23 protein-coding genes are annotated in these 22,893 nt (G+C 68.7%); 13 read left to right on the forward strand and 10 right to left on the reverse strand.

Annotation, left to right across the window (positions count from 1 at the left end):
* Nucleotides 1-185 precede the first annotated feature (185 nt).
* Genes QWY84_RS01350 through QWY84_RS01365 form a run of 4 tightly spaced genes read right to left on the reverse strand, consistent with a single transcriptional unit; the run spans nucleotide 186 to nucleotide 3,643 of the window.
* Nucleotides 186-1,091 (reverse strand): recombination-associated protein RdgC, encoded by a 906-nt coding sequence (locus QWY84_RS01350; protein WP_290200649.1) that lies wholly within the window; start codon nucleotides 1,089-1,091, stop codon nucleotides 186-188.
* Between the two features lie 39 nt (nucleotides 1,092-1,130).
* A complete protein-coding gene (locus QWY84_RS01355) occupies nucleotides 1,131-2,270 on the reverse strand; it encodes a 5-(carboxyamino)imidazole ribonucleotide synthase (RefSeq protein ID WP_290200650.1) in 1,140 nt (379 codons plus the stop codon).
* Nucleotides 2,267-2,755 carry a 5-(carboxyamino)imidazole ribonucleotide mutase gene (gene purE, locus QWY84_RS01360; protein WP_290200651.1) on the reverse strand — a complete coding sequence of 163 codons (489 nt, stop codon included), beginning with the start codon at nucleotides 2,753-2,755 and terminating at the stop codon, nucleotides 2,267-2,269. Before purE ends, QWY84_RS01355 begins: the two co-directional genes overlap by 4 nt.
* Nucleotides 2,756-2,788: 33 nt before the next feature.
* Nucleotides 2,789-3,643, reverse strand: a complete 855-nt coding sequence (locus tag QWY84_RS01365) for an alpha/beta fold hydrolase (protein WP_290200652.1) — start codon at nucleotides 3,641-3,643, stop codon at nucleotides 2,789-2,791.
* A gap of 153 nt (nucleotides 3,644-3,796) precedes the next feature.
* Here QWY84_RS01365 and QWY84_RS01370 point away from each other — a divergent pair, with 153 nt between their 5' ends.
* Complete coding sequence (locus QWY84_RS01370) at nucleotides 3,797-4,039, forward strand: hypothetical protein (RefSeq protein ID WP_290200653.1); 243 nt, start codon at nucleotides 3,797-3,799, stop codon at nucleotides 4,037-4,039.
* A 12-nt stretch (nucleotides 4,040-4,051) separates the two neighbouring features.
* Here the strand turns inward: QWY84_RS01370 and QWY84_RS01375 are convergent, their stop codons facing one another.
* The 3 genes from QWY84_RS01375 to QWY84_RS01385 all read right to left on the reverse strand — a co-directional run bounded on the left by QWY84_RS01375 (nucleotide 4,052) and on the right by QWY84_RS01385 (nucleotide 6,942).
* Nucleotides 4,052-4,876: an HDOD domain-containing protein gene (locus QWY84_RS01375; protein ID WP_290200654.1), complete on the reverse strand. Its 825-nt coding sequence runs from the start codon at nucleotides 4,874-4,876 to the stop codon at nucleotides 4,052-4,054.
* 22 nt (nucleotides 4,877-4,898) lie between these two features.
* Nucleotides 4,899-5,117 (reverse strand): DUF2835 family protein, encoded by a 219-nt coding sequence (locus QWY84_RS01380; protein ID WP_290200655.1) that lies wholly within the window; start codon nucleotides 5,115-5,117, stop codon nucleotides 4,899-4,901.
* Between the two features lie 64 nt (nucleotides 5,118-5,181).
* Entirely contained in the window at nucleotides 5,182-6,942 is a 1,761-nt protein-coding gene (locus QWY84_RS01385; RefSeq protein WP_290200656.1) for a PHA/PHB synthase family protein, read from the reverse strand.
* A 239-nt stretch (nucleotides 6,943-7,181) separates the two neighbouring features.
* On the opposite strand from QWY84_RS01385, the gene QWY84_RS01390 reads away from it, so the two are divergent.
* Complete coding sequence (locus tag QWY84_RS01390; RefSeq protein ID WP_290200657.1) at nucleotides 7,182-7,961, forward strand: class I SAM-dependent methyltransferase; 780 nt, start codon at nucleotides 7,182-7,184, stop codon at nucleotides 7,959-7,961.
* 16 nt (nucleotides 7,962-7,977) lie between these two features.
* Here QWY84_RS01390 and gap read toward each other — a convergent pair whose 3' ends face one another.
* A complete protein-coding gene (gene gap / locus QWY84_RS01395; RefSeq protein ID WP_290200658.1) occupies nucleotides 7,978-8,991 on the reverse strand; it encodes a type I glyceraldehyde-3-phosphate dehydrogenase in 1,014 nt (337 codons plus the stop codon).
* Nucleotides 8,992-9,170: 179 nt separating this feature from the next.
* On the opposite strand from gap, the gene QWY84_RS01400 reads away from it, so the two are divergent.
* From QWY84_RS01400 to glpK, 9 genes are all read left to right on the forward strand, one after another.
* On the forward strand, nucleotides 9,171-9,938 hold the full coding sequence (locus QWY84_RS01400; protein WP_290200659.1) for a DeoR family transcriptional regulator: 768 nt from the start codon (nucleotides 9,171-9,173) through the stop codon (nucleotides 9,936-9,938).
* Between the two features lie 198 nt (nucleotides 9,939-10,136).
* Complete coding sequence (glpD, locus tag QWY84_RS01405) at nucleotides 10,137-11,660, forward strand: glycerol-3-phosphate dehydrogenase (protein ID WP_290200660.1); 1,524 nt, start codon at nucleotides 10,137-10,139, stop codon at nucleotides 11,658-11,660.
* A gap of 43 nt (nucleotides 11,661-11,703) precedes the next feature.
* On the forward strand, nucleotides 11,704-12,798 hold the full coding sequence (locus QWY84_RS01410) for an ABC transporter ATP-binding protein (RefSeq protein WP_290200661.1): 1,095 nt from the start codon (nucleotides 11,704-11,706) through the stop codon (nucleotides 12,796-12,798).
* Between the two features lie 4 nt (nucleotides 12,799-12,802).
* Nucleotides 12,803-13,894: an ABC transporter ATP-binding protein gene (locus tag QWY84_RS01415; protein WP_290200662.1), complete on the forward strand. Its 1,092-nt coding sequence runs from the start codon at nucleotides 12,803-12,805 to the stop codon at nucleotides 13,892-13,894.
* Between the two features lie 9 nt (nucleotides 13,895-13,903).
* A complete protein-coding gene (locus tag QWY84_RS01420; RefSeq protein ID WP_290200663.1) occupies nucleotides 13,904-14,776 on the forward strand; it encodes a carbohydrate ABC transporter permease in 873 nt (290 codons plus the stop codon).
* Nucleotides 14,777-14,786: 10 nt separating this feature from the next.
* Nucleotides 14,787-15,590 carry a carbohydrate ABC transporter permease gene (locus QWY84_RS01425; protein WP_290200664.1) on the forward strand — a complete coding sequence of 268 codons (804 nt, stop codon included), beginning with the start codon at nucleotides 14,787-14,789 and terminating at the stop codon, nucleotides 15,588-15,590.
* Nucleotides 15,591-15,603: 13 nt separating this feature from the next.
* A complete protein-coding gene (locus tag QWY84_RS01430; RefSeq protein WP_290200665.1) occupies nucleotides 15,604-15,888 on the forward strand; it encodes a DUF2160 domain-containing protein in 285 nt (94 codons plus the stop codon).
* 111 nt (nucleotides 15,889-15,999) lie between these two features.
* A complete protein-coding gene (locus QWY84_RS01435) occupies nucleotides 16,000-17,754 on the forward strand; it encodes an ABC transporter substrate-binding protein (protein ID WP_290200666.1) in 1,755 nt (584 codons plus the stop codon).
* 143 nt (nucleotides 17,755-17,897) lie between these two features.
* The gene (gene glpK, locus QWY84_RS01440) at nucleotides 17,898-19,397 is read left to right on the forward strand and encodes a glycerol kinase GlpK (protein ID WP_290200667.1); all 1,500 of its coding nucleotides are present in this window, start codon (nucleotides 17,898-17,900) and stop codon (nucleotides 19,395-19,397) included.
* A gap of 40 nt (nucleotides 19,398-19,437) precedes the next feature.
* Here glpK and QWY84_RS01445 read toward each other — a convergent pair whose 3' ends face one another.
* The gene (locus QWY84_RS01445; RefSeq protein WP_290200668.1) at nucleotides 19,438-20,256 is read right to left on the reverse strand and encodes a methyltransferase domain-containing protein; all 819 of its coding nucleotides are present in this window, start codon (nucleotides 20,254-20,256) and stop codon (nucleotides 19,438-19,440) included.
* A gap of 265 nt (nucleotides 20,257-20,521) precedes the next feature.
* Here QWY84_RS01445 and QWY84_RS01450 point away from each other — a divergent pair, with 265 nt between their 5' ends.
* A complete protein-coding gene (locus QWY84_RS01450) occupies nucleotides 20,522-21,217 on the forward strand; it encodes a winged helix-turn-helix transcriptional regulator (protein WP_290200669.1) in 696 nt (231 codons plus the stop codon).
* 144 nt (nucleotides 21,218-21,361) lie between these two features.
* Here the strand turns inward: QWY84_RS01450 and QWY84_RS01455 are convergent, their stop codons facing one another.
* Entirely contained in the window at nucleotides 21,362-21,931 is a 570-nt protein-coding gene (locus tag QWY84_RS01455; RefSeq protein WP_290200670.1) for a PRC-barrel domain-containing protein, read from the reverse strand.
* A 452-nt stretch (nucleotides 21,932-22,383) separates the two neighbouring features.
* On the opposite strand from QWY84_RS01455, the gene QWY84_RS01460 reads away from it, so the two are divergent.
* A complete protein-coding gene (locus QWY84_RS01460) occupies nucleotides 22,384-22,893 on the forward strand; it encodes an arsenate reductase ArsC (RefSeq protein WP_290200671.1) in 510 nt (169 codons plus the stop codon).

Genomic DNA, 22,893 nt, shown 5'->3' on the forward strand with positions numbered 1-22,893 from the left:
CTGCCGCCCCGGATATCGGGGCTGAGGCCCCTCCCACAGCATCCTGCACAGGCTTCACCGAAGCCGTGTAGGAGCGGCTTCAGCCGCGACCGTTGCAGGCAATCGGGCTCTGGAACGTCGCGACTGACGTCGCTCCTACAGGCGCTCCACCCGATCACGGAAACTCCGGCCAGAACGGTGCCGGCTCAGCCCCGGTCGTCGGCCATCACCTCCAGCAGGCGGGGCATCAGCCGGCCCAGCTCCAGGCTCATGATGGCGAAATCGCTGTCGAAGCGCTCGGCGTCGGTATTGGTCTCGGTCTCGGCGCGCTCGTCCTGGACAGCATCCAGGAAGCGCAGGCGCTTGAGGCTCATGTCGGCGTCGAGCACGAAGCTGACGCGGTCCTGCCAGGTCAGCGCCAGGCGCTGGACGCGCTTGCCCGCCTTGAGGTGGTTCTTGATCTCGCTGGACGACAGGTCCAGGCGCTTGCAGCGCACCTCGCCGCCCTCGAGCTCCGGGTCCACCAGCACGCACTCGTCGCCGAGGGTGAAATCCGACGGCGGCGCGTCGCGGGTGAGCCAGCGGGTCATCACCGCCTGGGGCGCGGTATCCGCCTCCGGCGGCTGCACGGGCAGGGTGCCCAGGACGTCGCGCAGCCGCTCCGTGAACTCCTCGGCCTTCTTCCACGTGGCCGCATCCACCAGCAGCCAGCCATTGCGGGTATCCAGGTAGCCGAACGTGCGCTTGCTGCGACTGAACGCCCGGGGCAGCAGGTCCAGGACGATCTCGTCCTTGAGCCGGTCCTTCTCCTTCTTGCGCACCTTGCGCCCTTCCTGGGCCTCGATGGCCTGCACGCGCTCATCCAGGGACTCCCGGATCACGCCGGCGGGCAGGAGCTTGCTCTCCTCCTTGAGGGCCATCATCAGGCACGGCCCGGTGGCGTGGACCAGCTGCGCGGAGCCGTCGCCCAGGGGCGGGCTCCAGCCGCCGGATTCCATGTCCAGCCGCCCGCAGGACTCGAAGCCGTCCCGGGCCAGCCGTTCATCCAGCCCCTCGGCGTCGAAGGGGAATTCCTGCTCCAGGGTGTAGAGACACAGGTTCTTGAACCACATTCAGGCGTTCCTTGTCGGGTTGCATCGTGGTCGGCGGGTTTACGAGCCGCCCAGGGCGGCGCGGGCAGCGACGGCGCGGCGGCGCGCGTCGTCGCGGTCGCTGCCGAAGGCGACCAGGTGGCCCATCTTGCGGCCCGGCCGCGCTCCGGCCTTGCCGTAGAGGTGCAGCTTGACCCCCGGGTCGCGCAGGGCGGCGCTCCAGTCGGGCTCGCCGCCGTCCCACAGCTCGCCCAGCAGGTTGGCCATGGCGGCGGGCCGCAGGAGCTCGGTGCTGCCCAGGGGCAGGCCGCACACCGCCCGCACCTGCTGCTCGAACTGGCTGGTGACGCTGGCATCGAAGCTGAAATGGCCGGAGTTGTGGGGCCGCGGCGCCAGCTCGTTGACCAGCAGCTCGCCGTCCCGGCGCAGGAAGAACTCCACGCACAGCACGCCGACCACGTCCAGGGCCTCGAGAATGCCCTGCGCCACGGCCACGGCGCGCTCGCGCACCGCCTCGGCGACGGCGGCCTGCGGCACGGACACGTCGAGAATGTGGTCGCGATGATCGTTGGCCACCACGCCCCAGTGGGCGAACTCGCCGGCGACGCTCCGGGCGGCGATCACGGATACCTCGCAGTCGAAATCCACCAGCGCTTCCAGGACCGCCTCGCCGCCGCCCAGGCCCGCCCAGGCGGCTTCCAGCTCGTCTTGGTCGCGGACCACCGCCTGGCCCTTGCCGTCGTAGCCGAAGCCCGCCGTCTTCAGCACCGCCGGCAGCCCCAGGGCGGCAACGGCCTCGTCCAGGGCGGCGCGGTCGGGCACCTCGCGGTAGGGAGTCACGGGGAAACCGTTATCGTGGAGGAACCGCTTCTCCCGCAGGCGGTGCTGGCAGACGTGGAGCACCCGTCCGGCGGGACGCACCGGCACCAGCGCCTCGGCACAGTCGGTGGTCGCGGAGGGGACGTTCTCGAACTCGAAGGTCAGGACATCGACGTCCCGGGCGAACGCCGCCACGGCGTCGAGATCCTCGTAGGCAGCGGTGACCTCGCGGTCGGCCAGGTGCCCCGTGGGCGTGTCACGGTCCGGGGACAGGGTATGCACGCGATACCCCAGGCGCCGCGCCGCCGACGCCGTCATGCGCCCCAGCTGGCCGCTGCCGAGGATGCCGATGGTGGCCCCGGGGAGAATCGCCTCGCTCACGACAGGCTGTCCTCCATGACCGACCGGGCCTGCTTCTCGCGGAAGGCATGCAGCTGCCGGCGCAGCTCCGGACGGCTGTTGGCCAGGATGGATACGGCCAGCAGCGCGGCGTTGCGCGCGCCGGCGGTACCGATGGCGAGGGTGCCCACGGGCACGCCCGCCGGCATCTGCACGATGGAATACAGCGAGTCCAGGCCCTTCATGGTCCGGCTCTCCACGGGCACGCCGAGGACCGGCAGCGTCGTCTGCGCCGCGACCATGCCGGGCAGATGCGCCGCGCCGCCGGCGCCGGCGATGATCACTTCCAGGCCGCGCTCTTCCGCCTCACCGGCATACTGCGCCATCCACTCGGGGGTGCGATGGGCGGAGACGATGCGGCATTCGTGCGCGACCCCGAACTCGGTGAGCACCTCGTCGGCGTGCCCCATGGTGTCCCAGTCGGACTTGCTGCCCATGATCACGCCCACCAGCGACTGTTCACTCATAGCGATTCCAGTGTGCAAGGAAAAACGATCAGTTTAACACTCCTCGGGGGAGGCGGCGTAGATGCCGTCCCCGGCCGCGAACTGCCGCAGATCACCGAGAAAACCCGGCAGATCATCCTGGTGCGGCGAATGCCCGGCCACTGCATGGATCCGCAGGCGGGCGTCCGGCATGCGGCGGTAGACGTAGCGCGCCACCTCCAGCCCGTAGAAGCTCTGCGCCCCGAAGACCAGCAGCGTCGGCACCTGTACCTGGGGCAGGACCTCGCGGTAGTCCTGCCAGGAGAAGCTCTCCCAGGCGCGGATCCAGGGCGCCGGGTCCAGCGACTCGATGCGCTGCCGGCGTGTATCCCGGAACATGGCCTCCAGCCGGGCGGCGCCGCTGCCCGGGGGGGCGCGCCGGCTGCGCGCGACGAGGTCCAGGGCGGCGGCCGGGAAGTCCTGCCACATCCAGTCGATGAAGGCGCGGTTCGCCTCCGGCGTAAAGCCGCCCTCCAGTCCCAGGGACCAGTCGTCACCGGTCACCATCCGCGGCGCCTGGTCCACCAGGCAGAAGGCGCCGATATCCGCGCAACCGAAGCGGCGCACATACTCCCAGCAGGTCAGCGCGCCCATGGAGTGCCCCAGGACCACCGGGCGCTCCAGGCCGAAGCCCGTGATCAACGCCCGCAGATCCGCCGCCATGCGGTCAATGGTCGGGGTCGCGGCATCGACGTAGGGGCGCGCCTCCCAGACGTAGCAGGTGTGCCGGTCCGCCAGGCGCCGCGTGACCGGGTACCAGTCGGAGTACGCGCCCAGCCAGCCCGGCACCACCACCAGCGGCGGGCCGCTGCCGAGAATGCGCACGGACAGGCGCAGGCCGTCATGACTGGCAAAGGTCTCGTGGTTCATGGCTCCGCCGCGTCCAGCAGGCGCCCGATTATGCGCAGGCCCCCGCCCCCGGGGCAAGAACGGTCACGGGCACCGGATGGCGTGACACAGTTCACAAAACAGCGGGCGCTGGGGGATGATAATGTGCAGTACAGCCTACGAGGAAGCGTGTCCATGGACATCAACAGCGCGTTCAATGCCGCGGCGGGCGGCCTGCAGCGAGCGGACCAGGGTCTCCAGCGCAACGCCGAGACCGTCGCCCGCGCTACGGCCGATGTCGGCGACAACGAGGACCTGAACACCGCCCTGGTGGAAGCCTCCGAGAATGCCAACCTGGGGCGCGCATCCGTGAGCGCCGTCAACAGCGTGGACGAGGCCATGGAAACCCTGGGCCGGCTGGTGGACACCCGCGCCTGACCCTTCCCGCCGTTACGCCACCCGGGCCAGCTCGGCGGCAAACGACTTGAGCTGCTCATCCTCCCGGCGGCAGCTCATGGCGATATTCTCCAGCTTCGACTCGGAGATCCCGCGCAGGATCCGGCTTTGCGGCAGCTCGCGGTAGCCGGTCCGGTACCAGTCCACGCTGGCTCCCACCATGTTCGTCAGGCGGCTCCAGTCGCCCCGGTAGGCCGGATCCATGTGATTGCCCACGGCCGTCACCACGGCCTCGGGCAGCTGCCAGCGCCGCAGCAGCGCGGCGCCGGCCTGGTAGTGATCGAAGCCGAGATGATCCACCTCGACCGCCGCCAGGCAGGACGCCTCGTCCGCGGCCGCGGCCAGCACCCGGCCCATGGCCTCGGGGAAGGTGCAGGCATTGGCGAGAACGCCGATGTTGTGCAGCAGCCCCGCGAGATACGAGGCCGGCGTGCCCGTCTCCAGCGGCACGTAGTTGGCCAGCTTGCTGGCGCACAGGGCCACGTTCATGCTGGACCGCCAGAACCGCCCCTGGTCGAAGGCGGGGCAGGTATCGGGCTGGAACTGGGCGCTGAGAAGCGCCGTGGACGCCAGTACGCGCACCCGGTTGAGCCCGAGCCGCACGGCGGCGTCGTCGACGCTGTAGATGGGCTGATGGCCGGTAAAGAACGCGGCGTTGGCCGCCGCCACGATGCGGCCGCTGGCACCGGGGTCCACCGCGAGAGCGGAGGCGACGTCCGCGAGCGGGGCGTCCTTGTCGTTGACCACCGCCAGGATGTCCTGCACGAATCGGGGAAGCGTCGGTAGTTCTTCGAGTTTTTCCAGGTCCGGCTCGGTCATGGGCTTTCCCGGCGCAGGGGCGTCATGCGCGAATTTTCTGCAGGTATTCGATTCGCCCGGACTCGTCATAGTAAAGACGGAAGAGACCGTGAACTCCGTCATGGTTCACAAAAGTACGCAAGCGACCGGCCGGGAGCTGGATCCACAGGCCGTCCCGGCTGCGGACCACCACCCGGGACCCCTGGCCGGCGTAGTACAGCAGCATCTCCTCCCGGGAGATATCGAGTCGGAACTCCGCCACCGGCACGGCAACCCCCTGTTCCGGCGGTCACGAACCCGCCGTGCACCCGCTCCCGGAGAGGGAGTCAGGCCTTTTCCCTGACGTAGCTGCCCGGGGCGTCCTCGATGGGCGTCAACCCGCCGTCACCCGGGGTCCGGGCGGGCACCGTTCCGCCGGCCCGGTCGACGAGCCACTGGTTCCATTCCGGCCACCAGGAGCCCTCGTGGCGGGTCGCCGTGTCCAGCCATTCGGCGCCCGTGGGCGGTGTCGCATCGCTGGTCCAGTACGCGTACTTGGCGCGGGCCGGCGGGTTGACGATCCCGGCGATGTGCCCGGCGCCCCCCAGGATGAAGCGGTTGTCCCCCTGCATCAGGTGCACCCCGCGATAGCAGGTATGCCACGGGGCGATGTGGTCCTCCCGCGCCGCCACGAAGCAGTGCGGAGTGCGGATCCGCTGCAGATCGATGGGCACGCCCCCGAGCTCGATACCGCCCGGCTCCTTGAGCCGGTTCTCCTGGTACATGTTGCGCAGGTAGAAGGCGTGCATGCGCGCCGGCATGTTGGTGCAGTCCTGGTTCCAGTAAAGCAGGTCGAACGGGAACGGGTCGTCGCCCTTGAGGTAGTTGTTGATGAAGAACGACCAGATCAGATCGTTGGCGCGCAGCGTCGCCATGGTGGTGGCCATGGCATTGCCTTCCAGGTAGCCCTGGCTCTCCATGCGCCGCTCCAGGTTGTCGAGCTGCTCCTCGTCGATGAATATCTCCAGCTCCCCGGGCCAGCTGAAATCCAGCATGGCGGTGAGGAACGTGATGCTGCCGAGGCGATCGTCGCCCTGCGCGGCCATGTAGGCCGCGGCGGCCCCCATCAGCGTGCCGCCCAGGCAGTACCCTGCGACATTGACGCTGCGCTCGCCGGTGGCCTGCTCGATGGCGTCCAGGGCGGCCAGCGGCCCCAGGAACATGTAGTCCTCGAAATCCATGTCCGCGTACTCGCTGGTGGGATTCTTCCAGGAGATGACGAACACGGTATGGCCCTGCTCCACCATGTAGCGAATCAGGGAGTTGCCGGGCTGCAGGTCGAGGATGTAGTACTTGTTGATCCACGGCGGCACGAACAGCAGCGGCCTCTGGTAGACCTGCTCCGTCGCGGGGCTGTACTGGATGAGCTGGATGAGCTCGTTCTGGTAGACCACCTTGCCCGGGGTCACCGCCAGGTTGCGGCCCACCTCGAAGGCCTCGGTGTCGGTCATGCTGATCCGCAGGCGGCCGTTGCCGGACGACAGATCGTCCAGGAGATTGCGGAGGCCGCGCAGGAGGTTCTGCCCGCCGGTCTCCACGGTCCGCTCCAGCACTTCCGGGTTCGTGGCCACGAAGTTCGTCGGCGACAGCGCGTCGACGAACTGCCGGGTGTGGAAATCCACCTTGCGCGCCGTGGCCTCGTCCAGCCCGTCGACGTTGCATACCGTGGAATGGACGTAGTCGGCCGCAAGCAGGTACGACTGCTTGATGAAATCGAACAGGGGACTGTCATCCCAGGCATCGTGAGCAAAGCGCTTGTCGCCCCGGGCGGGATGGATCACGCTCTCGCTAGGCTGGCCCAGCATCCGCAGGGCCGTGCTGTTGATCAGCTGCAGGTAGTCCTGCCAGAACGCGATCTGGCCCTGGGCCAGCTCCACGGGGTTGGTCACCATGCGGCTGGTCAGCTGCTGGAACAGCCCCACCAGATGCAGGGCATCGTCCATGTCGATGCGATGGGCGGACTGCTCGCGGGTGACGAACTCGTTGACCAGCTCCTGGCTCCGGGTGCTGATATCCACCAGCGTCCGGGAGAGTTCATGGACGTCCATCGGAGTCGTTCCTGCCGCCTGATTCTCGACCATCGATTCTGCCCTCGGAGCCGCCGGACGCGCCGGCGCGTGGACCACCGCCCGCGGCGATCGAGCGCGACAGCGGTGGCGCGAACGTTCCGCGCCAGTGACGCCCGATGCGCGGTACGATGACGCTATCTTACGGCAGCAGGCGACCCCCCACAACTGCCACAAGGCCGGCAACTCATCTTCATCTGACTGATTTCCTTGTTTTTTCCATGAGACAGAAGGCCACGGAACACTGTTACGTCGCCGCTGCCACGCCGGAGGACGCCCCGGCGGCGGACGCGGTGGCACACACCTGGAACCTGCCCCGGGCGTCCGCCTCGACACCACCCGGGCTGCGCCTCTGGGCAGCCGCACATGCGCTGCAGCTCGGGGACTCCCGCCCCGGGAAGCCGGGCTCCATCCGCGTCGATTTCCTGGAGGAGGGGTTCCTGCGCCGCCTGCAGCAGGCCGGCGCCGCCCGCGAGCCTCTGGCGCGGGCCGTGGGGGCCCGCCGCGGCAAGCGCCCCCGGGTCGTCGACGCCACCGCCGGTCTGGGCCAGGATGCGGCCGTCCTGGCGGCGGCGGGCTGCCCGGTGGTGCTTGTGGAGCGCTCGCCGGTGATCGCGGCCCTGCTGGCGGACGGCATTCGCCGCGCCGCGGACGATCCCCGGACGGCGGCGATGACGCAGCGACTGGCGCTGGTCCACGATGACGCCCTGGATTACCTGCGGCGGCTCGCGCCGGACGAGCGGCCGGATGTGGTCTGCCTCGACCCCATGTACCCAGTCCGCCGCGGAGGCGCGCGCTCGGGCCGGTCCATGCAGCACCTGCAGGCCCTGCTGGGCCACGATCCCGACCCGTCGGCGCTGCTGCAGGCGGCACGGGCCGCCGCCACCGGGCGCGTCGTCGTCAAGCGCCAGCGCCGTGCGCCGGCGCTGCGGGGGCCGGCACCGGATTTCACCTGCGGCGGCAGCAGCACCCGCTTCGACGTCTACCTCTGCAGCGGCTGACGGGCCGCGGCAACGGCTAGCGGGCGGCGCGCAGCAGGGCGGCGGCGGTATCGAGCATCCGGTTCGAGAACCCCCACTCGTTGTCATACCAGGCGCAGACCTTGATCAGCCGGTCCTGGCAGACACGGGTCATGGACGGGTCGTAGGTCGCCGACGCGGGGTCATGGTTGAAATCCTTCGACACCAGCGGCTCGTCGCAGACATTGAGAATCCCCGCGAGCGGGCCCGCAGCCGCCTCGCGGAGCGCCCGGTCCACGGCGTCGGCGCCGGCGTCCCGGGACGGCTGGAAGGTGAAGTCCACCAGCGAGACGTTGATGGTCGGAACCCGCACGGCGAAGCCGTCCAGCCGCCCGGCCAGCTCCGGCAGCACCAGGCCGACGGAAGCGGCCGCGCCGGTCTGCGTGGGGATCATGGACTGGGTGGCGGAGCGGGCGCGGCGCGGGTCCTTGTGGTAGACATCGCTGAGCACCTGGTCGTTGGTGTACGAGTGGATGGTGTTCATCAGGCCGCGCTCGACGCCCACCGCCTCGTGCAGCACCTTCACCAGCGGCGCCAGGCAGTTGGTGGTGCACGAGGCATTGGAGATGACCTCGTGCTCCGCCGTCAGGACATCATCATTGACCCCGTAGACGACGGTGGCGTCCACGTCGCTGCCGCCCGGCGCGGAGATCACCACGCGGCGCGCTCCCGCCTCCAGGTGCGCCGACGCCTTGGCCTTGCTGGTGAAGAGCCCCGTGCACTCGAGCACGGCGTCCACCTCCAGCTCCCGCCAGGGGAGCTTCGCCGGATCCCGCTCGGCGAGAACGCGCACGCGCCGCCCGTTGACCACCAGGTCGTCGTCGTCCACCGCGACGTCGCCGGGGAAACGGCCGTGGACGCTGTCGTGGCGCGTCAGGTACGCGTTGGTCTCGGCGTCGCCGAGATCGTTGACCGCGACGATGTCCAGGTCCGTGCGCCCCTGCTCATGGAGCGCACGCAGCGTATTGCGGCCGATACGCCCGTATCCGTTGATTGCGACTCGAAAAGCCATGGCTGTCATCTCCTTACCGGATCGGTGGCCGGAGCCGGTGCGGGCGACGTATCCGGCATGACACGCTATCCTCCGCTATGCTTTGGTTTATCGTTTTATCACGCAATTTTTTCGTTTTTGGTGATTTTGTCAAGCGCAGTTTTCGAAAACGAACATCCGGCACCGGCAGGGGACTTCCGATGGACGACATCACGCCGCGTCAGCGCGACATCATGCAGCGGGTCAAGCAGGAAGGGTTCGTGACCATCGAGGTGCTGTCCCGGGATTTCGACATGACCCCGCAGACCATCCGCCGGGACATCAACCAGCTCTGCGCGGCCGGCATGCTGCGCCGGCACCACGGCGGCGCCGGCCTGCCGTCCAGCGTCGAGAACGTGGCCTACCGCGCCCGGCGGGTGATGCAGCAGGAGGCGAAGCAGCGCATCGCCCGGCGCATGGCTGCGCAGATCCCCGACCAGGCGTCGCTGTTCATGACCCTCGGCACCACCACCGAGGAGGTGGCCAAGGCCCTGCTCGCCCACAACGGTCTGCGGGTGATCACCAACAACCTCAACGTGGCCACCATCCTCAGCGACAACGCGAGCTTCGAGATCATCATCGCCGGCGGCGTGGTGCGCTCCCGCGACCGCGGCATCACCGGCGAGGCCACCATCGACTTCATCCGCCAGTTCCGCGTGGACTACGGCGTCATCGGCATCTCGGGCATCGACACGGACGGTGCGCTGCTGGATTTCGACTACCAGGAGGTTCGGGTGGTGCAGGCCATCATGGCCCACTCGCGGCGGGTCTGGCTGGCGGCGGACCGCAGCAAGTTCGGCCGCAGCGCCATGGTGGAGCTCGGCCACATCCGCCAGCTGGATGCAGTGTTCACGGATGCCGATCCCCCGCCGCAGTGGCGGCGGTTGCTCGATGACAGCGACACCCGGGTGGAGGTCGCCGCCGAATGACTCCGGCGGAGGCGAGGCTTCACGGAACCCGACGGCACGCCCCGGCACCACGCCTCCAGCCCGCCACGGGCGGCCCCGGAATCGGGGCCGCCCGTGGCGGGCTGGCCATGCCTCGTTTTCGCCGCAGTGCGTATTGACCTTCGTTTTTTTCCTGCTATGTTCGTTTGAACCATACATCGAAAAAATCCGAAAACGCTCATGGCATCCCTGGACGACACGTACGACCTGCTCATCGTCGGCGGCGGCATCAACGGCACCGGCATCGCCCGCGATGCCGCCGGACGCGGCCTCAAGGTGCTCCTGTGCGAGCGCGATGACCTGGCCGCCCATACCTCCTCGGCCAGCACGAAGCTGGTCCACGGCGGCCTGCGGTACCTGGAGTACTACGAGTTCAGCCTGGTGCGCAAGGCGCTCATCGAGCGCGAGGTCCTGCTGCGGGCGGCGCCCCACATCATCTGGCCCCTGCGTTTCGTCATGCCCCACAGCAGGGGGCTGCGCCCGCGCTGGATGATCCGCCTGGGCCTGTTCCTGTACGACCACCTGGGAGGGCGCAAGCTGCTGCCGCCCTCGAACGGCGTCAACCTGCGGCGCCACGCCGCCGGCGAGCAGCTGCAGCCGAAGCTGACCCGCGGCTACGTCTACTCGGATTGCTGGGTGCAGGATTCCCGGCTGGTGATCCTCAACGCCGTCGACGCCGCCGAGAACGGGGCCACCGTGCTAACCCGCACCGCCTGTACGGGCGCGACGCGTCACGACGGCCACTGGGACGTGGAGCTCGCCGACCAGCGCAGCGGCGGGACGCAGCAGGTCCGCGCCCGGGCGGTGGTCAACGCCGCCGGCCCCTGGGTCAGCCGCTTCCTGGACCAGACCGGCCAGTCCCGTGCCGACAAGCAGGTACGACTGATCAAGGGCAGCCACATCGTGGTCCACCGGCTCTACGACCACGACTACGCCTACGTCTTCCAGAATCCGGACAAGCGGGTGATCTTCGTGATCCCGTACGAGGGCCGGTACACGCTGATCGGCACCACCGACGAGCTGTTCGAGGGCGACCCGTCGGTGGTGGAGATCTCCGACCGGGAGATCGATTATCTCTGCGACACGGTCAACACCTTTTTCGAGCGGCCGGTCACCCGGGAGGACATCGCCTGGACCTACTCCGGCGTGCGCCCGCTCTACGACGACGCCGCGGAGAACGCCTCCGCCATCACCCGGGACTACGTGCTGGACCTGGATGCGCGCGAGGGCCGGGCGCCCATGCTGTCGATCTTCGGCGGCAAGATCACCACCTACCGCAAGCTCGCCGAGGAAGCGATGGATCTGCTGGCCCGCCCCCTGCAGCTGCGCGAGACCCGGCGCTGGACCGCCGACACGCCCCTGCCCGGGGGCGACATCCCGGATGCCGACTTCGACGGCTACCTGGACCGGGTGCGGCAACGTTACCCGTTCCTGCCGGCGGAGCTGGCGTGGCGGTACGCCAGGAACTACGGTACGCGGACGGAGCAGATCGTCGGCGACGCCCGCTCGCTCGCCGAGCTGGGCGACGATCTCGGCGACTCGATCTATGCTGCAGAATTGCGGTACCTGCGCGATCACGAGTGGGCGGAGAGCGCCGAGGCGGTACTCTGGCGGCGCTCGCGGCTCGGCCTCCATGTCTCCGCGGCGACCCGGGAGCGGATCGAGGCGTGGTTCGCCGCAGTCCCGGAGACCGGCACCTCCTGAGACCGGTGCGCCGCAACAGAATAATGATCATGACGGAGAAGCCATGTCACTGCGACTGGAGAACATCAGCAAGGTGGTCGGGGGAGAGACCCACCTGTACCCGCTGGACCTGACCCTGGAGCCCGGCAGCTTCAACGTGCTCCTGGGCCGGACCCTGGCCGGCAAGACCACGCTCATGCGCATCATGGCCGGGCTGGACCGGCCGACCACCGGGCGCGTGGTGGAGAACGGCACGGACGTCACAAGGCAGTCGGTGCGCAACCGCAGCGTCGCCATGGTGTACCAGCAGTTCATCAACTACCCCGGCATGAGCGTGCGCGACAACATCGCCTCGCCGCTGCGGATCGCCCGGGAGCCGGCCGCCGAGATCGAGCGCCGGGTGGGGGAAATGGCGGAGCTGCTGCACATCGAGCACCTGCTCGACCGCCTCCCCGCCGAGCTCTCCGGCGGGCAGCAGCAGCGCACCGCCCTGGCCCGGGCGCTGGTGCGCGAGACCCGCCTCCTGCTGCTGGACGAGCCGCTGGTGAACCTGGACTACAAGCTGCGCGAGGAGCTGCGCGAGGAATTGCGCCATCTCCTCGCCGCGCGCGACGCCGTGGTGGTCTATGCCACCACGGAGCCCACCGAGGCGCTTACCCTCGGGGGCAACACCGCCGTCATGTACCAGGGGCAGGTGATCCAGTACGGGGACACCGTGGCCAGCTTCCTGCAGCCGTCGGATCTCCGGGTCGCCCGGGTGTTCAACGATCCGCCCATGAACATGGTGCCCGCGCGCCTCGACGACGGCACCCTGAAGCTGGACGACGGCCACGACATCCCGGTGCCCGCGCACCTGACCGGTCTCCGTGCCGGCCGCTACCACATCGGCATCCGCCCGCACCATCTCGGCTACGACGCCCCGGCGGCGGAGAGCCTCGCCATCGAGGGGACATGCGACCTGGTGGAGCTGAGCGGATCGGAGTCGCTGATCTATTTCCGCCAGGGCGACTACGAGTGGGTAGCGCAGATGGACGGCATCCACCATGTCGCCCCGGGCGAGCATGTGCGCATGACGGTACTCCCCCATCACCTGTACGCCTTCGACGACAGCGGCGCCCTCGCCGGCGCACCGGAGCGCAGCGCCAGGGGGGAGGGATAGCGCCATGGCCCGTATCGAGTTCGACGACGTCGCCCACAGCTACTCCGGCCGCCCGCAATCGGAGGCGGACTATGCCCTCAAGCCCATTGCCCACACCTGGGACGACGGCGGCGCGTACGCGTTGCTCGGCCCCTCGGGCTGCGGCAAGACCACGCTGCTCAACATCACCTCCGGCCTGGTGACGCCGTCACAGGGCCGGGTGCTGTTCGACGGCGAGGACGTCACCGCCATGCCGCCGGAGAAGCGCAACATCGCGCAGGTGTTCCAGTTCCCGGTGCTCTACGACACCATGACCGTCGAGGAGAACCTCGCCTTCCCGCTGCGCAATCGCGGCGCGCCGAAGGCGCATGTCCGCAAGCGCGTCCGGGCCGTCGCCGAGATGCTCGAGCTCGAGGGTATGCTCGGGCGCAAGGCGGCGAACCTGGGGGCCGAGGAGAAGCAGAAGATCTCCATGGGACGCGGGCTCGTGCGCGACGACGTCGCGGCGATTCTCTTCGACGAGCCGCTGACGGTGATCGACCCGCACATGAAGTGGGTGCTGCGGCGCAAGCTGCGGCAGATCCACGCCGAGTTCGGCCATACCCTCATCTACGTCACCCACGACCAGACCGAGGCGCTGACCTTCGCCGACAAGGTGGTGGTCATGGACGACGGGCGCCTCGTCCAGACGGGCACGCCGCAGGAGCTCTTCGAGAACCCGGCGCACACCTTCGTCGGCTACTTCATCGGCTCACCCGGCATGAACTTCCTGCCCTGCCGTATCGAGGGAGAGGCCGCGCGGGTCACCCCGGAGGTCGCCATCCCGCTGCCGGAGACGCTGGCAAGACGGGCCGCGCGGCTGTCGGGCGCGCTGGAGCTGGGCATCCGTCCGTCCCGCATGGAGGTGGCGCCGACGGCCGACGAGGGGCACTGCACGGCGACGGCGGAGACCGTGGAGGACCTGGGCAGCTACGCGCTGTGCCTGGTCACGATCGGCTCCCGGCGCGTGCGCGTCCGGGTCCCGGAAGGCCGGCGCGTCCAGCCGGGCGAGCGCCTCGGCCTGCGGTTTCCGCAGGAGTGGGTCCGGCTGTACTGCGACAACGAGCTGGTGGAGTAAGCGACAGCCATGGAAAAGATCCAGAATCAAAAAGCGTGGTTCCTGGTCCTCCCGGCACTTGCCGTGCTGTTCATCTTCAGCGCCGTCATTCCGCTGATGACGGTGGTGAACTACTCGGTCCAGGACATCTTCGGCCAGGACTACGCCAATGCCTTCTTCGTGGGCACCGAGTGGTTCCGGGACACCATCCGCGACCCGGAGCTGCAGGCCGCCTTCGGCAGGCAGCTGGCGTTTTCCGTGATCACCCTGCTCATCCAGATCCCGCTGGGGGTCGCCATCGCCCTGGCCATGCCCACACGCGGCATCATGGTGTCGGTGGCGCTGGTGCTGGTGTCGCTGCCGCTGCTGATCCCCTGGAACGTGGTGGGCACGGGCTGGCTGCTGTTCACCCGCCCCGACATCGGCCTGCTCGGCGTGGCCCTCAACGAGCTGGGGCTCGACTACAACATCCAGCGCAACCCCGTCGACGCCTGGCTGACGGTGCTGGTCATGGACGTCTGGCACTGGACGTCGCTGACCGTGCTGCTGGCCTACGCTGGCCTGCGCGCGATCCCCGGCGCCTACTACCAGGCCGCCCGCGTCGACGGCGCCTCGCGCTGGGCCATCTTCCGCTACGTGGAGCTGCCGCGCATGCGCGGGGTGCTGCTCATCGCCATCCTGCTGCGCTTCATGGACAGCTTCAAGCTCTACGCGGAGCCGTTCGTCCTCACCGGCGGCGGCCCGGGGACGACGACGACGTTTCTCAGCCAGTACCTCGCGACCATCGGCGTGGGCCAGTTCGACCTGGGCCGCGCCGCCGCGTTCTCGCTGGTGTACTTCCTGTTCATCCTGGCGCTGAGCTGGCTGTTCTACACGGTCATCACGCGCATGGACCGCGAGTAAGGAGGCGGTGATGCGAATCCGGACAAGCCATATTGGGCTGGCTGCCTACCTGATCTTCCTCATCCTGCCGCTGTACTGGATGATCAATCTGTCACTGCAGCCCAACCACGAGATCCTGGGCTCGTTCAGCCTCTACCCGGAGCGCTACACGTTCCAGAACTACATCACGCTGGTGACGGACGCCTCGTGGTACGGCAGCTATCTCAACAGCATCACCTACGTGCTGCTGAACATGGCGATCTCGCTGACGGTGGCGCTGCCGGCGGCCTACGCGTTCTCGCGCTTCTCCTTCCTCGGGGACAAGCACCTGTTCTTCTGGCTGCTCACCAACCGCATGGCGCCGCCGGCGGTGTTCCTGCTGCCGTTCTTCCAGCTCTACCAGAACATCGGCCTGTACGACACGCACCTGGCGGTGGCCCTGGCCCATGCGCTGTTCAACGTGCCGCTGGCCATCTGGATCCTGGAAGGCTTCATGCGCGGGATCCCCAAGGAGATCGACGAGACGGCCTACATCGACGGCTACAGCTTCTCGCGCTTCTTCGTGACCATTTTCATCCCGCTCATCCGCGGCGGCATCGGCGTGACGGCCTTTTTCGTGTTCGTGTTCAGCTGGGTGGAGCTGCTGCTCGCGCGCACCCTGACCGCGACCAACGCCCGGCCGTTCTCCGTGACCATGACCCAGACCATCAGCGCCACCGGCATCGACTGGGGCCTGCTCGCCGCCGCCGGGGTGGTGACCATGATTCCCGGCGCCGTGGTGATCTGGTTCGTCCGCAACAACCTCGCCCGCGGCCTGTCGCTGGGCCGCGTCTGACGGGAGACTCGGGATGCTCATGGAACTCGACTGGATGATGTGGACCTGGCCGACGGCGGGCTTCTTCATCTTCATCGCCACGCTGCTGGCCTGCATGACCGTCGCCGAGGTCGTCTACCCGACCGTGGAGCGCAAGGGCTTTCTGCCGCTGCGCACGACCCGGGGCGACCGGCTGTTCATCGGCCTGCTCAGCAGCGGCTTCATCCACCTGGCGTGGCTCGGCTTCACCGACATGCACGTGGGCTTCGCCACCGTCGCGTGCCTGGTGTGGATCGCCGTGCTCCTGCGCTGGGGCTGACGGGCCCATGCCGTCGTGGAGGGGGCGCAGCCTCCGTGACGCGCCACAACAATGCTGCGCACAGCGAGTTCGCGTTCCGGACTCGGGATGCAGAAATGGAGGAGAACCCTGATGTCTACCAACCTGCAACGAGCCGCATGCTCGGTGACGGCGCTGGCCCTGGGCCTGGTCGCCGCTTCCGCCGCGCATGCGCAGGACGACATGACCATGGAAGAACGCATGGAGATCGCCGAGCGCATCGTCGACGAGCATCTCCAGCCTTCGGTACTCAGCCGCGAGGAGCAGCTCGAGGAGATGCGCTGGTTCATCGAGGCGACCGAGCCGTACCGGGGCATGGACATCACCGTGGTCTCGGAGCCCATCACCACCCACCAGTGGGAGTCCGAGGTGCTGGCCGAGGCGTTCTCGGAGATGACCGGCGTCAACCTGACCCACGACCTCATCGGCGAGGGTGACGTGGTGGAGAACCTGCAGACGGAGATGCAGACCGGCCGCGGCATCTACGACGCCTATATCAGCGACGCCGACCTCATCGGAACGCACGTGCGCTACGACACGGTGTACCCGATCGAGGACTACATGAACGACAACCCGGACCTGGTCCTGCCGACCCTGGACCTGGACGATTTCATCAACCTCAACGCCGCCCGCAGCCCGGACGGCAAGCTGTACCAGATGCCGGACCAGCAGTTCGCGAACCTGTACTGGTTCCGCTATGACTGGTTCCAGCGGGAGGACCTGCGCGAGCAGTTCCAGGAGATCTACGGCTACGAGCTGGGCGTGCCGGTGAACTGGTCCGCCTACGAGGACATCGCCGAGTTCTTCACCGAGCACGTCGGCGAGATCGACGGCGAGCGGGTCTACGGCCACATGGACTACGGCCGCCGCGACCCGTCCCTGGCGTGGCGCTTCACCGATGCGTGGATCTCCATGGCCGGCGGCGGCGACACGGGTCTGCCCAACGGTCGCCCGGTGGACGAGTGGGGCATCCGCATGGACGAGGACGGCCATCCCAAGGGCGCCAGCATGAGCCGCGGCGGCGCCACCAACGCCCCCGCCGCCGTGTACTCCCTGGAGAAGTTCATCGAGTGGCTGGAGAACTACGCGCCCCCGGAGGCGAGCGGCATGACCTTCTCGGAGGCCGGGCCGGTCCCCGCCCAGGGCCAGATCGCCCAGCAGATCTTCTGGTATACGGCCTTCACGGCAAGCATGACCGACCCGGAGCTGCCCGTGACCGACGATGAGGGCAACCCCAAGTGGCGGATGGCGCCTTCGCCCCACGGCCCCTACTGGGAGGAGGGCATGAAGGTCGGCTACCAGGACATCGGCTCCTGGCTGCTGCTCAACCACACCGAGGAGGACGCGCGTGCCGCCGCCTGGCTGTACGCCCAGTTCACGGTCTCCAAGTCGGTGGACACGGCCAAGAGCCACGAGGGGCTGACCTTCATCCGCGACTCCACCATCCACCACGAGTCGTTCACGGAGCGCTCCGAGGCCCTCGGCGGCCTGATCGAGTTCTACCGGAGCCCGGCCCGCGAGCTGTGGACCGACACGGGCTTCAACGTGCCGGACTATCCGCGCATGACACAGATGTGGTGGCAGAACATCTCGGACGCCGTCAGCGGCAATGTCTCCGCGCAGGAGGCCATGGACAACCTGGCCACCGAGATGGATGAGCTCATGGCCCGCCTGGAGCGTGCCGGCGCCCAGGACAGCTACCCGGTCCGCCTCAACGAGGAGCGGGATCCGCAGTACTGGCTGGATCAGCCGGGCGCGCCGAAGCCCGAGCTGGACAACGAGAAGCCCCAGGGCGAAACCGTGTCCTACGACGAGCTGATCGAGGGCTGGCAGAACGAAAGCAACTAAGGCCCCTCCCTGACGGACGGTGCCGGGGCGCAATGCGCCGGCACCGTCCGCTTCCCTGCCGCGTCGGCGCGGGTGACGGGCCCTTCCCCACCGGGCCTGCACGGTCGCATGATGCCCGTAGTGATTGACGGAGGAGAGCCGCCATGGACAAGAACTACATCCTGGCCCTGGACCAGGGCACCACCAGCTGTCGCGCGATCCTCTTCGACCGGGAGGCGCGCATCGTGGGCACGGCACAGAAGGAGTTCACCCAGCACTTCCCCCACTCCGGCTGGGTAGAGCACGACGCCATGGAGATCTGGGGCGCGCAGATGGGCGTCGCCCGCGAGGCCCTGGAGACCAACGGCATCCAGCCGTCCCAGCTCGCCGGCATCGGCATTACCAACCAGCGCGAGACCACCGTGATCTGGGACCGGCAGACCGGCAAGCCGGTGCACAACGCCATCGTCTGGCAGGACCGGCGCTCGGCGGCCATCTGCGACGACCTCAAGGCCCGCGGCCTGGAGCCCTACATCCGCGAGGCCACCGGCCTGGTGGCGGACGCCTATTTCTCCGGCACCAAGATCCGCTGGCTGCTGGACAACGTCGACGGGCTGCGCGAGCGCGCCGAGGCCGGCGAGCTGCTGTTCGGCACCATGGATACCTGGCTGGTGTGGAATCTCACCCGCGGGGCCTGCCACATCACCGACTACAGCAACGCCTCGCGCACTATGCTCTACAACATCCGCTCCCTGGAATGGGACCAGCACCTCCTGGACGAGCTGGGCGTGCCGGTGTCGCTGCTCCCGGAGGTCCGCCCCTCCAGCGAGATCTACGGGCACACCGCCGAGAACCTCTTCGCCGGCGTGCGCGTACCCATCGCCGGCATCGCCGGCGACCAGCAGTCCGCCCTGTTCGGCCAGACCTGCTTCGACAAGGGCATGGCCAAGAACACCTACGGCACCGGCTGCTTCCTGCTGATGAATACCGGCGAGACCCCCGTGCCCTCGGAGCACGGCCTGCTCACCACCATCGCCTGGGGCGTGGACGGGCGCGTGGAGTACGCGCTGGAAGGCGCCATCTTCGTCGCCGGCGCCGCCATCCAGTGGCTGCGCGACGAGCTGCGCCTGATCGACTCCGCCGAGGACTCGGAATACTTCGCCGGCAAGATCCCGGATGCCGAGGACGTCTACGTGGTGCCGGCGTTCGTCGGGCTGGGCGCCCCGTACTGGGACATGTACGCCCGCGGCGCCATCTTCGGCCTGACCCGCGGCACCCGCAAGGAGCACATCACCCGGGCCACCCTGGACTCGCTGGCCTACCAGACCCGGGACGTGATCGACGCCATGCAGGCCGACTCCGGCATCACCCTGAAGGCCCTGCGCGTCGACGGCGGCGCCGTGGCCAACAACGTGCTCATGCAGTTCCAGGCCGACATGCTCGGCGTCAACGTCGAGCGCCCCACGGTCACCGAGAGCACGGCCCTGGGCGCCGCCTACCTGGCCGGCATCGCCGTGGGCCTGTGGAGCAAGGACGAGGTCCGCAACAAGGGTGCCCTGGACCGCGTCTTCGAGCCCGACATGGACACGGAGCTGCGCGAGGCCAAGTACCGCGGCTGGAAGAAGGCCGTGCAGCGGACCATGGGCTGGGCCCGGGAGGAGTGAGGGCATCCGCCCGGGCGAGCGCCGCGCGCGCGTAACGCCCTCACTGCATCGCGCCCGTGGCTACCCAGGCATGCATGGCGAAACCGAGCCGGTCGCCGCTTCGGTGCCGGCGGATCGTGTCCGCCGAGGCCCGCGTGACGGCGTCGACAAGGGCCGCTTGTGCCCCGGGCCCGGCCTGCCTGATCTCCGGTATCACCGCGGCGCCGGCCATCGCCGTGAGCTCGATGAAGCGGTCCGGATCGGGGAACTCGGCCGTGAACGATGCCGCCTCGATCCGGACGCCGCGAAAGCCTGCGGCCGTCAGCGTCCCCTGAAGCGCGTCCGCGTCGCCCAGGGAGAACGGCACCGCCACCCGGGCGAGGGGCACGCCCAGGTAGTCCGCCTCGGCCTCCATCAGCGCCCGGAACACCGGGTGGTGCTCCAGGGACCGCCACACGGCGATCACGGCGCGGCCCCCACGGTTCAGGACCCGAGCCATCTCCCGGGCGGCGGCTGCGCGATCCGGGAAGAACTGGAATCCCTGCTGGCAGACCACCAGGTCCGCGCCGCCGTCGGCCACCGGCAAGCCGTCCGCGCTGCCCTCCCGCCAGTCCACCAATGCGCCGTCGGCCGCCGGCAGCGACCGCGCCACGGCGAGCATGTCCGGGCTGATATCCACGCCGGTAATGCGCCCGTCCGGGCCGATCCGAGGCGCCAGGCGGCGTGTCAGGATGCCGGTGCCGCAGGCGACGTCCACGGCGGACTCGCCGGGCTGCGGGGCGGCCGCGGCGAGCACCCGGTCCGCGCAGGGGACGAACAGCGCGGGACCGAGATAGCTGTGGTAGGTTTCGGCCGGGTTTTCGGTGATTGCCTCGTCCATCGGTGTGCCCTCCGGTGCTGGGTGGTGGCAGCCTGCGGTCCTCGCGAGATCGGGCGTCTCCCGCTCAGGCGCGGGCTTCGAGCGCCAGGTTGAAGGGCAGTGCCGCCGGGCGTCGCGGCAGCGGCTGCCACGTCGGGTCCATTCCACTGCCGGGGGACGGCGGGAACAACTCCCGAATCTGTAGTGGAATCGGGCTGTTGTCGGGGCCAGAATCGTTACCAGAGAGCTGGGCAATACGGCAGCGATGCTGTCAGGTAGGCTTGGTATGGGTTACGGACAGTTCTGCCCCCTCGCCCTGGCCTCGGAGGTCGTGGGCGAGCGCTGGACCCCGCTGGTGCTCCGCGAGCTGTTGCTGGGCGCACGCCGCTTCAACGACATCCAGCGGGGCGTGCCCCGGATGTCGCCGTCGCTGCTGACGCGCCGTCTGCGGACCCTGGAGAACGCCGGCATTATCGAGCGCAGCCGGAGCGGCGGCCACGTGGAGTACGTGCTCACGCCGGCCGGCGAGGAGCTGCTGCCGACCATCCAGAGCCTGGCGGAATGGGGGAAGCGCTGGCTGCCGGCAACACTGAGCGCGGACGACGCCGATCCCGACCTGATCATGTGGGACATGCACCGGCGGATGGCGCTGGAGAACATGCCCGAGAGCCGGACCGTCGTCGAGTTCAACTTCTCCGATCAGCCGCGCGCCAGGCAGCGCCGCTGGCTGGTGGGCGACCGCAGTGGCGTGACCCTGTGCATCACCGACCCCGGCTTCGAGGTCGATCTGTTCGTCATGACCGACAGCCGGACGATGACCTGGGTCTGGTACGGCGACGTGTCACTGAAGCGGGCGATTGCCGACGGCACCATCCGTCTGCACGGCCCGGCCAGGCTTTGCAGCGCGTTCCCGACCTGGCTGAAGCTCAGCCATGTGGCCGATATTCCGCGGAACAACGCCCGGGCCGGGCTTGCCGGCTGATTTCCGGACAACCCCCGCCGTGCTGCCGTCGTTCAGCCGGCCGACAAGCCTCGCTGTGCTCCGGGGACCGCGCTGCCCCGCCCGCAAAGCCGATGCGGGCGCGTCGCCCTCGGTGCGGCGACGTCGCCCGGCCGCCTCGCCCATTCAGGGCGCCTCGTTATCCGCGCCGTCGCCGCCGTTGACGGCCTCGTCCACGGTCTCCCCGACGGATTCGGCACTCTCGCGAATTTCCTCCCACACCGACGAGCCGACTTCCTGCGCACGCTCCCAGGCGTTGCGGCTGCCCTCGCGGGTATTCTCCCAGGCCTGCTCCAGCCGGTCGCTGGTGCGGTTCCACCAGCCCTGGTCGTACTCGGGCAGGTTCTCCATCTCCTCGCCGCCGACGGTCATGTGGACCTCGTAGGCGATATCCTTGAACGCGCTCTCCGCCGCCACCGTCTCCACCGTGAACGTGCCCCGCTCGGCGACGATCTCGCGCCCGCCGAGGCCCAGGACGCTGTTGGTATGCACCACCAGCGAGTGGACCGCCATGGTGTCTCCCAGGAGCAGGTCGTCCACCGTGCCGACCCGCTCGCCCTCGCTGTCGTGCACCGGCGCCCCGAGGAGGCTGTCCGCCGAGTACAGCCCCTGCGCCGCACCTGCGCTCGCGCTCCAGCCAGCCGCGCCTGCGAGCGTGATGGCGGCGAGCTGCTGCATGCATCGCTTGCGTATCATTGCCGTCCCTCCTGATGATTCACCGCGCTCCACGGCGGCCTTGGCCCCGATGCTGCCGGGGCGGGCCGATGCCTGCCCCTCATGGTACACCGCACCCTCGCGACGCGTCGTTCTGACAACCAGATGGTGTGCGATGGCCGGATCGCCGGCGAAGCGGACATCCAGCCGCGGTGAGAACCAGCTCGTGCGGGGCGAGATCGCCTAGTGGACGTCGCCGCTCAGCGGTGCCCGATCCCCGACACCGCTCCACCACGGCAACAACCAGGGGTTCATTATCATCCAGAGAAGCATCGGCAGCGCCTCGTTCGGGAGCGGATGCTGTCAATATGGCCGCCCGCCCCCGGCCCACACGTCGAACCCCCGACGTGGCCGCCCCTGTAACAATTCCGTCACTGGAAACGGGTTACAAGATGCGGATAACGTCTATCCGCTCGGGCCGCGGGGAGAAGGCAATGAGCGACACCCGGTTCCATACGCTTTTCCTGTGCACCGGAAACTCGGCGCGCAGCATCATGGCGGAGACGATTCTCAACGATCTCGGCTCCGACCGGTTCATCGGCTACAGCGCCGGAAGCACGCCCGAAGGCGAAGTCCGCCCGGAAGCCCTGCAGCTGCTGGAGCGCATGCAGCTCCCCACCGAAGGACTGCGGAGCAAGAGCTGGGACGAGTTCGCCGCGGATGATGCGTCGTCGATGGACTTCATCATCACCGTCTGCGACCGTGCAGCGGCAGAACCGTGCCCCGTCTGGCCGGGCCAACCCGTCACGGCCCACTGGGGGATTCCCGACCCGGCCGGCGTGGAGGGCACCGAGCGGGAACGCATCCAGGCCTACCGGGAGGCGTTCTTCGCCCTGCAGAACCGCATCCGGCTGCTTCTCAACCTGCCGTTTGCATCCCTCGACCGAATGCGGCTTCAACAGCGGCTGGACCGGATCGGCCAGGACGGTGATACGGCTGAGTGA

The sequence above is a fragment of the Aquisalimonas lutea genome (assembly GCF_030409225.1).
GTDB classification, from domain to species: Bacteria; Pseudomonadota; Gammaproteobacteria; order Nitrococcales; family Aquisalimonadaceae; genus Aquisalimonas; species Aquisalimonas lutea.

What these genes read in the sequence shown, in the direction of transcription:
- QWY84_RS01375 (WP_290200654.1), bottom strand. Translation starts at nt 4,876, where the DNA reads ATGACCGAGCCGGACCTGGAAAAACTCGAAGAACTACCGACGCTTCCC.
- QWY84_RS01350 (WP_290200649.1), bottom strand. Translation starts at nt 1,091, where the DNA reads ATGTGGTTCAAGAACCTGTGTCTCTACACCCTGGAGCAGGAATTCCCC.
- QWY84_RS01460 (WP_290200671.1), top strand. Translation starts at nt 22,384, where the DNA reads ATGAGCGACACCCGGTTCCATACGCTTTTCCTGTGCACCGGAAACTCG.
- QWY84_RS01390 (WP_290200657.1), top strand. Translation starts at nt 7,182, where the DNA reads ATGAGACAGAAGGCCACGGAACACTGTTACGTCGCCGCTGCCACGCCG.
- QWY84_RS01420 (WP_290200663.1), top strand. Translation starts at nt 13,904, where the DNA reads ATGGAAAAGATCCAGAATCAAAAAGCGTGGTTCCTGGTCCTCCCGGCA.
- QWY84_RS01370 (WP_290200653.1), top strand. Translation starts at nt 3,797, where the DNA reads ATGGACATCAACAGCGCGTTCAATGCCGCGGCGGGCGGCCTGCAGCGA.
- glpK (WP_290200667.1), top strand. Translation starts at nt 17,898, where the DNA reads ATGGACAAGAACTACATCCTGGCCCTGGACCAGGGCACCACCAGCTGT.
- QWY84_RS01445 (WP_290200668.1), bottom strand. Translation starts at nt 20,256, where the DNA reads ATGGACGAGGCAATCACCGAAAACCCGGCCGAAACCTACCACAGCTAT.
- QWY84_RS01410 (WP_290200661.1), top strand. Translation starts at nt 11,704, where the DNA reads ATGTCACTGCGACTGGAGAACATCAGCAAGGTGGTCGGGGGAGAGACC.
- QWY84_RS01450 (WP_290200669.1), top strand. Translation starts at nt 20,522, where the DNA reads ATGGGTTACGGACAGTTCTGCCCCCTCGCCCTGGCCTCGGAGGTCGTG.
- glpD (WP_290200660.1), top strand. Translation starts at nt 10,137, where the DNA reads ATGGCATCCCTGGACGACACGTACGACCTGCTCATCGTCGGCGGCGGC.
- purE (WP_290200651.1), bottom strand. Translation starts at nt 2,755, where the DNA reads ATGAGTGAACAGTCGCTGGTGGGCGTGATCATGGGCAGCAAGTCCGAC.
- QWY84_RS01365 (WP_290200652.1), bottom strand. Translation starts at nt 3,643, where the DNA reads ATGAACCACGAGACCTTTGCCAGTCATGACGGCCTGCGCCTGTCCGTG.
- gap (WP_290200658.1), bottom strand. Translation starts at nt 8,991, where the DNA reads ATGGCTTTTCGAGTCGCAATCAACGGATACGGGCGTATCGGCCGCAAT.
- QWY84_RS01430 (WP_290200665.1), top strand. Translation starts at nt 15,604, where the DNA reads ATGCTCATGGAACTCGACTGGATGATGTGGACCTGGCCGACGGCGGGC.
- QWY84_RS01385 (WP_290200656.1), bottom strand. Translation starts at nt 6,942, where the DNA reads ATGGACGTCCATGAACTCTCCCGGACGCTGGTGGATATCAGCACCCGG.
- QWY84_RS01455 (WP_290200670.1), bottom strand. Translation starts at nt 21,931, where the DNA reads ATGATACGCAAGCGATGCATGCAGCAGCTCGCCGCCATCACGCTCGCA.
- QWY84_RS01400 (WP_290200659.1), top strand. Translation starts at nt 9,171, where the DNA reads ATGGACGACATCACGCCGCGTCAGCGCGACATCATGCAGCGGGTCAAG.
- QWY84_RS01415 (WP_290200662.1), top strand. Translation starts at nt 12,803, where the DNA reads ATGGCCCGTATCGAGTTCGACGACGTCGCCCACAGCTACTCCGGCCGC.
- QWY84_RS01425 (WP_290200664.1), top strand. Translation starts at nt 14,787, where the DNA reads ATGCGAATCCGGACAAGCCATATTGGGCTGGCTGCCTACCTGATCTTC.
- QWY84_RS01435 (WP_290200666.1), top strand. Translation starts at nt 16,000, where the DNA reads ATGTCTACCAACCTGCAACGAGCCGCATGCTCGGTGACGGCGCTGGCC.